Origin of the sequence: Metabacillus sp. YM-086 (genome assembly GCF_048059995.1) — a bacterium.
GTDB classification, from domain to species: Bacteria; Bacillota; Bacilli; order Bacillales; family Bacillaceae; genus Metabacillus; species Metabacillus litoralis_B.
On sequence record NZ_JBLUOI010000121.1, the window covers coordinates 1 to 10,201 of the forward strand.

The following is a 10,201-nucleotide window of genomic DNA, read 5'->3' on the forward strand; positions in this document are numbered from 1 at the left end:
TTTAATATCATCAAGCGGCTCTTTTGTTCTCCAACCTTTTTGGCTAATAGAACGTTGCATATATTGGTATGTTCCATCGGAAATAACACCCAATTTATAGGCACGCATAACCATTGCCCCTATAGAAACACACCACCTCTTTTTAAGGGTTTTATAATACATCAAATCATTTGGGTGTATTGATACATCCCTATAAAAACTTTCTTTCGGTAAAAGAAATGCTGCTGCGAAATCATTTGCTTCTTGCTCTATTTGTTTAAATTCCTCTTTACTTAAGTCATCAAGGTTCATATAAGGGTCATGCAATACTTTATGTCCCAATTCATGAGCAACATCAAATTGGCGTCTATAAAATGAATTCTTATCATTTCCCAGAACTATTGAATAGTACTGCTTACCATTTACCTCATGTTGTGAGCCAAAGGCGTCTATTGACTTTTTATCAAGATTCAGGGAAGAAATAACAAAACCCTTTGTTTCAAGTAAATAAACAATGTCCTTTACTGGCTGGTCACTTAGTCCCCATGATTCCCTTAATCGTTCTGCTATTTCCTCCACATTTTCCGTATCACGCTCTGTGAAATCAGGAACATCTAATTCTGGAAAATCAACATATTCTTCAAGTAAAGAGCGAATAATGGTTAAATATTTCACTCGATCATGTTGCATCTCTCTTTCTTTTTTACCTGTAGTTAATAGGGAGCGAAAGTAAGTATTTCCTGTCTTTACTTCTATCGAATCTTCATAGAAATACTCTTTAGGAAACCTTAATAATTGACTTATTTGTAGTAGGGATTCAAATGTTGGAACAGCCTTATTATTTTCATATTTAGAAATCATTTGTTTACTTACACCTAAATTATTTGCAAGGTCGGTTATCGTAAGCCCTCTATATATTCTTCCTTCTCTTAGTCTAGAACCATTGAATTGTCGTTCTAACACGCCATTTCCTCCTTATAATAAGAGGAGTTTTTAACTATTTTCTTCCTCTATTAAATCCTCTTTTTCCTGCTTTTTTGTAGCAATTTCATTCTCAAAGTGATTTTTCCGTTCTTTAATTGATTGCTTAACTTTAGGAATTATTGTTACACTCTCAGTATTATCTACGACCTCTTCGTCTAATACAAGAATATTGCCATATTGGTCCTCTGGTACAAATGATGACCAATTCTCAACATCAAGCAGTTCAAAAAAGCGATTATATAACTTCGCTTCTACACCCACCATTTTTCGTTCTTCTTCCTGAGCAACAATAAAAATTACTTGATTAACTAAAGGATATTCTTCTCCAAGTATTTTTTGTGCTTCTCTAATTCTTTTAGTCTCATAATCTTCAGGTAAAGTCGAAAATAGTGCCATTTGATGATTATCTAACTCTACTGGTCCACTATTTAATGAAATAAAAGCATGGAAGTAATGAATTTTCCTTTTTCCAAGATTTTTAATCACAATCTCCAAGTTCTTTTCTTTTGTAAATACATATAAATCTCCTGTATTTTCATTTAAAACACAAACAAAACTCCAAATTCCTCTTCTTTTGGTTAAAACGATTAAATTATTTTCAAGAGCAATCTGTTTAATACGTCTAAATCGAATGTCCCAAGCCCCACCATTTTTAAAATTCCCTGTATCAAGTCCATACTCTTGTTTTATTTCGTTCACGACGTCATTTGTGGTTTCAGTAAATGCTCTCACCAAATCTCCTATAACTGATTGATTGATACCTGAAGTCATGTTCAACTACCGTCCCTCTCTTCACTATCTTATTTAATGTAATAATACTACATTTTTAAATAAAAGGTAAACCATTTGTTTTTATTTTATAAAAAAATAACCCTATTCGACAACGGAGTAAAGTTTTTCTCCTCTACTGATAATAAAAAAATCCATTGAAGTTTTGCTTCAATGGATTTCTTTAAATACTAAAATCTATGATAATGCTTCGGTTAAATGATACGAACTTTGGAGCGGGCTATGTTATACCACCAACCACTTGTTCAGCCACTCTTTATCAATAGTAACTTCAACTCTCTGCTTTACCACTATTTGTGGTACGGTTCACCAAACAATGAATTAAAGAAGGAACATGAAATCATCGATTTTATCTTCAATATCATATTTTCTATTTAGTTCTATGTAGTGATTTAATAGTTTTTGGATTTCTTCTTTGGTCGAAGCATCCAATAAATCATCTTTGAAATCCTGATACTCTTCCTCATCATCTTCCTCAATGTATGTATGTTCATCTACATGATCAACTAAATCCCATTTTATATACTTTAAAATTTTTTCATCACTGTCAAACAAATTCCTGAACCCAATTCTTTCTGTTTGAATCAAAACGTCTCCCTCATTTTCATCATAAAGAGTTAGGGAAAAATCATTTTCTTCAAGGTGTTTATATAATTGGAATGGGGAAAATTCATTGAACTGATTTAATGGAAATTCATATTCATCTTCTCCTGAAACAGTATTGCAACCTACCCGATAGCATCCACCTTCTTCAGTAATTACAATTTTTTGCCCATGGACTCCATGTATGTATTCTAAAATAAAATCTTTACTATCCTTTACTTTAATTTCCTTCATAAATTATCATCCTCCTTATCTGGTCGCTTACATAGGTGTTCACCTTCCCGTCTTATCGCAGAACATTTGTCACCGCAATTTATATAAGTAAAGTTAAACGTTCTTTTGATAACCTCCTGCTTTTTATAACCGGTAAATTACATCGTTTTAGATTTTTATTTTCCTTCACCAAATGAGCGGGAACCCAATTTTATGTTGAAGAATTTAACCCTTTAATTGACGTTCAAGCATACGAATTTCTTTAACAACTTGATGCTCAATGTTTGCGAGATAATCTTGTTGTTGTTGAGACATTTCATGCCAAAATTTTTCATAGAATGAACGGATAATAACCTTTTCCTCTTTTAATTCCTGTAATCTCTGATGCCTAGTATCAATCATCTTCTGCCACCCCCTTTAAAAAATTTAGGTTCTAATTGTCCCTTAAATTAGTTGTAACATAAATCTCAAAAAACCATATCAGTATTAATTAAAATTATTGATATATTTTCATATGGCTATAATTATAGTGAATTATTGTGGTTATCTTATACCTAAATACCATTATCTTCTTTATCGGTGAATGCCATTTAAACGGGGTTTATTTTATACCTATACCATTATATAGGTAAAGCCTTAACTTAAATTACAGAGCCCATTTACCCTGAATTTCTCAGTGATAAAATACTAAAATGCCCATTGCAATAAGATATCCGACATAACTTGTATCAGAATGAGAGATACAATTTTTAATCAGGTAAAAAGAAAAAGAGCAAGATAGGAAATTACTTCCCAGTCCTGCTCTTCCAATGATAAAGATTTTTTTACCGAGTCTATCACAAGTCATTTTCCCCGAAAACCAATTTTATTGCTTCTTCCTTAAGTTCTTTCTGGAAGTTTTCTCTGATACCAGCCTTACGGTAAAGTCTCCATAAGGACAAATCCCGTCCATCTTCCTGTAACTCCTTCACTGCCCATTGTAACCTTCTAATTTGAAAATCTTTAATTCTCTCCGTTTTTTCATCCAAATACCTTTTTGTCTTTGGCAATTTATTAAGGTGTTTTTCCAACAATGGCCTAATTCCAATTCTACTACCTATTGAACTTATCGTAATACGTATGGGCTTCCCGACAGATAACATATCATTGACTGCAACTCTTACATCATTGTAAATTTCCTTATCCCGATGTTCCCAGTCAACCCTAAGATTATCATTGACTTTGGATAATAGTTTTGGAGAGTTTCTATTCAACCAGTCCCTGTCATTTCGGTACAGCCATGTAAATACTCTATTGTTAAGTTGGCGTAATTCAGTTTTACTGCTACGCGGATACTGCTTTTTTAGATTAAGCCACTCTCCTCTGTATCCTTCTTTTTTCTCATCAAAATAATCTTGTTTAATGGAATTTATACTTTTGTCCTCTTCCTCACTTCTTGTTATCCAATATGTTTTTAAACTCAATTTCTTAGCATATTTTTTGACTGTGGCTGGATCTACCCCTAATTGTCTTGCTGTTTCCCTTAAACTTAATCTTTGTCTAGTAAGTTGTTTTAACTTGACTTCCCATACAGGACCAAATTGCTTAATTTTGGTTATATTGTATCTGTCTTTCTCACCTTGATCAGGACCTGTTCTAAGGTAAATAAAGCCGCAATCGCACCTAAATATCCCAATAGGACTTTTACTATCCGCACCATACTTTAATTCCACATCGTTAATTACAGGTTTTAAATAATGACTAGAAACGGGGTTCAAACATGGCCACGGTTCCTCCCCAAACGGTTTGTATTCAATTTTTTTATTAAAAAGGTCTGAAATGGTGATTCCGAGGAACCGTGTAAATAATAAGTGTCTTATGGGGTGGGTAGTTCTATTGCTTCTACGAAGAATATCATTCAGCCAATTGCTATTATTATTGATTTCCGATTGCATTTTTTCGAGTAGTTCAGGACCATAAAAGTCTAATAAAGACCTTAGCAACTCTTTTGTTCTTACCCGACCGTTTACATTTGCAAAACCCATTTCCTTTAACCTACTTAGATACTGCTCTTTATACCATTCTAACGGCTTATTTGCCATATTATTACTTAACAGAAATTTAATATCTTCTGTAATATTGATTGCCTTTTCCATGATTTTATCAGTGTAAGTTATTTCAGAAGTACTTATTTTGCAAGTTTCAGGAGCGGCTAATCTATAATCATGTTTGTTATATCCCCTTACTGGGACTTGGCTATCATACAGTGGGGTTTTATGCTCTGGACAAACAAGAACTCCCGGTATTTGATGAATTCTATGCCAATACAATTCCCCAAGATTATACATTTCCTCATCAGCACATTGGGGACAAAATTTAAAATACTGATTAAACTTAACTGAACTTGCCATCTGGCCAATCCTGTTATAGATGCTGCCCCCATTGTCCCCAATCATAGATTCTTTAATTTTAGCAGCACGTTCAGAAGGCAAAAATGCGGCGTAGAATGGATACAGTGTATGATTTGTAATTAAGTATTCGGATGTATAATGGTGTCCAACAGGAAGGTTTTCCATAATACGATAGATATGAGAAGGCAAGTCCATTATTGCTGTTACACTGTCCGTACCGTATATATCCTTTTGTGTGGCTTTGATACTGACATTTCCACTACGGACGTGGTATCTCGCCAAAACACTGTATAAAAGTTCATCTTTATAAGGTACAGGAAAGAATGTCACCATTTCTCATCACCCTGTCTGAACAAAATCGTCTTCATAACTCTTGATAAAACCACCGTTATTAAGAACTTCATAGGCTGGCTTGTTTTCTTTTCGGCCTTCAATAACTAAAATTCTTATATCATTCTCTACAGAAGGTTCTTCTTTCTTTCGCTGTTTATTTCGTTTAGTCGAAGCAGATATACCCTGTATTGTTTTAACAACTAGTTCGTTGATATCCAAATTACACTCTTTTTCGGTAATTTCCTCTACAACCTTTTGAATCTCAGTTGGTTCAAAATCCAATTCTATAAGTTTCAAAATTGCCTTTTCTTTTATGGACATACTCATTTCTTGTTCTTTTTTCTTTTGCGTTCTTTTTATTGCCTCCATCTTCATTTGCAGATCGACAGAAGCCCTTTCCCTTTCCATAAATCCTAAAAAATCTACGTCCACTGTACTGATATCTTCAAACTTTGCAATCTTGCTAATGTTTCCCGACTTCAAAGCCTGAATCATTGGCTTAACAAGTTGCAAATGCTTATTAGACACCTGACTAATTGTTTCAGGCAATACCTCTTCTTTTCCCGACATAATGGTCTCAATTTGAGCCATGGCATATAGTTTTACTGCGATATCAATAATACCTTGGCTTTCCTCATAGAGGATATTTTTAAAATCATCTGTTAAAGGAATCTGTTGCCTTGTCCATTGGTAGCCCCAAAGTGCATTAATCAATAAATCCCAGTTTTGGTTGTTTTTCAGCCTGTCCCAAATCATATCCCCTTGACCACTTCCTCGTCTTGCCTGTCTAAATTCGCTTTGCAAAATAGACAAGCCAGCGGGTGTTCCCACTAAAATAACTGGAACTCCAATTGTATTAACTAGTGTCACAAAGAAATTGAGCATTTTTTGATCCCCGCCACTTTTGGCTTTACTTAGATGTTGAATCTCGTCTATAACTAAAACACCTAGCCCTGTGTTTCTCGCTATTTGAGACATAATCACCAACATATCATTTATGGTTTTTCTACCTAGCCCAAACTTTTTGTGATACTCTGTTCCTAATAAATCGTCTACCTTTCGAAAAAATTCCAATGCTAGCCCTCTCAAAGAAGAATCAAACGGACAATCGAGTTTAAGCCATACAAGTTGATACATACTGAAATTTATCCCCTTATAGTCTTTGTGAACAATAACTTGAGGGTATAAAGATAAAATTCTATTTATAGCCGTTGTTTTTCCCATTCCACTCACACCGATTATCGTAAATCCTGCTGCAGTTGTTCTAAAAACACTGTTATTGCTTAATTCACTTTGCAACCCTTTGATGTTTCGATGTCCTTCCTGCAGACCTTGTGCATACCCGGATCGAAAGGGATTCCTTGCCAAATATCCCTGACGAATTACTCTGGAAATCCTACTTTCCAAATCCAAGTGTATCCATAACGGCTGAAAGCATTGGAATAATCTTTGTACCAAATGAATTCGATAATGTTTATCTAACATTCTCTCTTTGGGGTTGTATTCAGCATATATAGCCATCTTTTCAATGGCTTCCTCCGTTGAGAGGATAGAGGGAATTGCTTCAATGAAAGGATTTCCACTATACTCCTTTATTACTTGTTCCCCATATTCAGCAACAATTGCATCGCTTCCGTTTGGAATGATAACTTTATTCATCTTTTTTATTTAATGCCTCCTTCTGCTTTCTTAACAACAAATCAAAACCTGTATCCCCCATAAATTCGTTACTATCAGATTGCATAAAAGGAACAACCTTAGAGTCTTCTATATTAACTTTATCTAATTCAAAGGCCTCTTCTTCACGCTGAATGACTTTTTCAACAGCACGGTTTTCCCGAATGCTGCCTAGTCTGCTCCTTTTACTGCTTGCATCCGTTTGTTTTTGAGATGTTTCCATTTTGGCCTGTTTTACAATCTCTTCGATTTCAGTATTCAAATCAACTTTTGACTGTATTGTTTTCTCTTTGTGTTGTCTTTCCTTTTGTTTCTCGTATTCTAGTAAATAATTTATTTCTTCAACTACCTTGCCCTTATAACGTTGTTGATGTTCCAATAAAAAACATTTATCAAAACCCAAACCATTTTCATCCCGTAAGTATAGATAATCCATATTTCTTGGATCATAACTTATTTCAACTTTCCAAGTGCCCCGGTTCCGTGCTTTTTCAAACCATCTTTCCTTTAAAGACTGCTTTGAACCATAGAGTAACCCTTTATACACAATTCCCTTTGCAGTTACAGTAGCCTTGCCTGTTGGCATAAGATTGAGTTTTACAACATCTTCTGGGGCATGACGTAACTTTCCAGATTTGTTGTTTATCCCCCATTCCCAAAGTTGTATTGGAATCGATTCTATCTCGTCCTCCACCATCATTTCTTCACGCTGATAATTCGTAAGATAATGTTGATTATTATGATATAAAACACATTTAATAATCACTTGAGTAAACTGGTAAATATCCAATTGTGCTTCCAAACGATAATCACGATCCCCACGTTCTTTAATTGGCTTTACAGCACCCGGTAGAAAGGCTTTTGTTCTTGTATTGGTTACCCGAAATTGTTGCTCAATTATTCCTTTTAAATCAGCCCTGTAAGAAGGTGTATTCAGAACTTTTATTCCGAAGTTATTAATTAGGGGATCGACTTTACTTCCCTCTAATTCCCCTCGGTCGGCCAAAATGGATTCTGGAAGGTGCGCGACAGGCCACTCATGTTTTTCAATCTCAATTCCAAATTCCCGACAAAAACTAACTTTATCAGAAGCAGCATTAGCCAAAGCCATCATTGCACCCGCCCAAGATGGACCCTCTAAACCAATATAAAGACCGACTATCATTCTGCTATAAACATCCATTACGGAATAGATTACGGGTCGTCCAATTATCCAGTCACGATTAAATCTTGATAACAAGTACAAATCGCCTATTGTTGCGTCAATCTGATAAATTGCACCGGGACCTAATGCCTCTGTCGTTGACTCACCTATAATTGCTCTATGGTTTTGTTCATAATTTTTTCGACCTTTTCTTTGGCTAATTTCTTTTTTGATATCTCTTTCCTTTTCAAACCAATACCTAAACTGATTTAGAGATGGTAACTCTCCATAGGGTTTTATTACTGGTATTTCCACATTTCCTTTCACTTTACTATCCAAACTAAAATATTCTTTTAACATTAGTTCGTAGGTAAGAGTAAGTGATTTTTCGGTAGAGGAGTAATAATGCTTGTTTATAGCAGACCTAAATACTTTTTTGATATTTTCATCAATATTTATTCCCTCGCCAGTTACTTGTCCATGCTTTCTAGGCCTTCCCCTTTTCACTTCACTAGCCTTCTTTTCCTTACCCTTACCCCCACAAAGAAAATAGTCAGGTAAAAGGGCATTTTTTGTTTTACCGCGTTGCCAATACTTTTTTAAATAGCGAATAACAGTACTCTCGTGAACTTTGTGGACTTCACACTTTTTTAGTATTAGTTTTCTTCTTTCTGTTGTGTGGTAGACCAATGGTTCCAATTTCACAATATCCTTTATGATTTCCCAAGAACCGTCACGTAAAGACAGATGCTTTTCAGGAATATCTTTTTCATTTATCAGCCGTCTGAAAGGGTCCTTCTCAACAATAAATATACTCCCGTTGTTAAGCCCGTCTTCTACGTCAGAAATATTCCTTTCATAGGGCAGAGAGGTCGAATAAATGTTAATAAAATACCCATAATCATGTGCTTTATTAAGCCATAATACCCTTTCAACTACTTTCTCGTTTCCCGACGTAGTAAAGGAGATAAGATTATTCACTACAAGCATTTTCTTACCGCCTCCTCATGTGTAATTCGTGTATTTACTTCAATAACTGGATTAGATAGATTTACGTCAATTTGATTAGTCATATCTACTTCAATCTGTTTTGAAGCAATCAAGAACTTGAAAACAAATAACCCTGTACCTGAATCGTAATTAAACTCCTTGTCAAAATCGGCTGTTATCTTTCTAATTGAATGTTTAGCATCTATCAATCTTTCTATTAAAGCATTACCTAAATAAATCAGTTCATCACGTGTAAAACCCCTTTCAGCATATGAATATAAGCAGGAATGCACCCATTCAATATTTTTTGCAAAGACATTAGAAATTTCTTTTTGAGTAATAACCCCCCAGTCTATTCCTTTTTCCGACCAATATCGGCGTTCAATCTCTAGTCTTTCCAATGTCTTTTTCTTCTCAAGTTCCGAAGCCATTTTTATGGTTCTTGCTAATAACACATTAACTCCATCGGCTCTGTTTATTGTTATTAGGAAATTAGTGCTTAGTGTATATGGGTATCCACTTTCCTTATCCGTAAATAGTTTGAAATTTAAATCTGATTTCTGTTGTATTGTATCTTCAAGATCCAGTAGGGGAAAATGTTCTCGTATGTCTACAACTGTATCTTGCCACTCTAATATATAAAAATAGCGAGCCTGCAAATCTGAAAATAAATGATGTACTCTACCACTCTTCCACCCTAGTATTCGGGATACCCTCCCCATAGAAGGGAAATCCTGAATAGACAACCACGGTTTATATTCTTTACCTGCACCTTGTCCTCGCCCCTCTTTAACAAACCGATTATATTTATCCTCATTCCAAGATTGATTACGTTTAGTCATATTCCACTTCCTCTACTGCGACAAGTTTCTAGTACTCTAGTGAATTTTTAGTAACTCGATTCTAACGGGCCGGTTAGACACATTCAATATCCTCAACAATCTTTTTTATGATTTTAAGGGAACATTATTATCATTCTTCTACCACCTAGGATATTTACTGCAAATAACTTTTTCTAACTATGTTAAATTAGAATAAAGTTTGCAGAAGCGAGGAAGCACGTTCAGCCCTTATCTAATCTGACTTCAATGGGGTTATC

Annotated in this window: 8 protein-coding genes; all 8 read right to left on the reverse strand. The window is 34.9% G+C overall.

Annotation, left to right across the window (positions count from 1 at the left end):
* The coding region (locus tag ACEWK1_RS26195) for a helix-turn-helix domain-containing protein (protein ID WP_416636796.1) at nt 1-942 on the reverse strand (942 nt) is incomplete at its 3' end.
* A gap of 30 nt (nt 943-972) precedes the next feature.
* On the reverse strand, nt 973-1,734 hold the full coding sequence (locus ACEWK1_RS26200) for a DUF5986 family protein (protein ID WP_416636803.1): 762 nt from the start codon (nt 1,732-1,734) through the stop codon (nt 973-975).
* A gap of 339 nt (nt 1,735-2,073) precedes the next feature.
* Nucleotides 2,074-2,589, reverse strand: coding sequence for a hypothetical protein (locus tag ACEWK1_RS26205; RefSeq protein WP_416636797.1), 516 nt, complete (start codon nt 2,587-2,589; stop codon nt 2,074-2,076).
* Nucleotides 2,590-2,793: 204 nt separating this feature from the next.
* Entirely contained in the window at nt 2,794-2,970 is a 177-nt protein-coding gene (locus tag ACEWK1_RS26210; RefSeq protein WP_416636798.1) for a hypothetical protein, read from the reverse strand.
* A 434-nt stretch (nt 2,971-3,404) separates the two neighbouring features.
* A complete protein-coding gene (locus ACEWK1_RS26215) occupies nt 3,405-5,291 on the reverse strand; it encodes a TnsD family transposase (protein WP_416636799.1) in 1,887 nt (628 codons plus the stop codon).
* Nucleotides 5,292-5,297: 6 nt separating this feature from the next.
* Nucleotides 5,298-6,950, reverse strand: coding sequence for an ATP-binding protein (locus ACEWK1_RS26220; RefSeq protein WP_416636800.1), 1,653 nt, complete (start codon nt 6,948-6,950; stop codon nt 5,298-5,300).
* Nucleotides 6,943-9,102, reverse strand: coding sequence for a Mu transposase C-terminal domain-containing protein (locus tag ACEWK1_RS26225; RefSeq protein WP_416636801.1), 2,160 nt, complete (start codon nt 9,100-9,102; stop codon nt 6,943-6,945). Before ACEWK1_RS26225 ends, ACEWK1_RS26220 begins: the two co-directional genes overlap by 8 nt.
* Nucleotides 9,093-9,944 (reverse strand): TnsA endonuclease C-terminal domain-containing protein, encoded by an 852-nt coding sequence (locus ACEWK1_RS26230; RefSeq protein WP_416636802.1) that lies wholly within the window; start codon nt 9,942-9,944, stop codon nt 9,093-9,095. Before ACEWK1_RS26230 ends, ACEWK1_RS26225 begins: the two co-directional genes overlap by 10 nt.
* Nucleotides 9,945-10,201 lie beyond the last annotated feature (257 nt).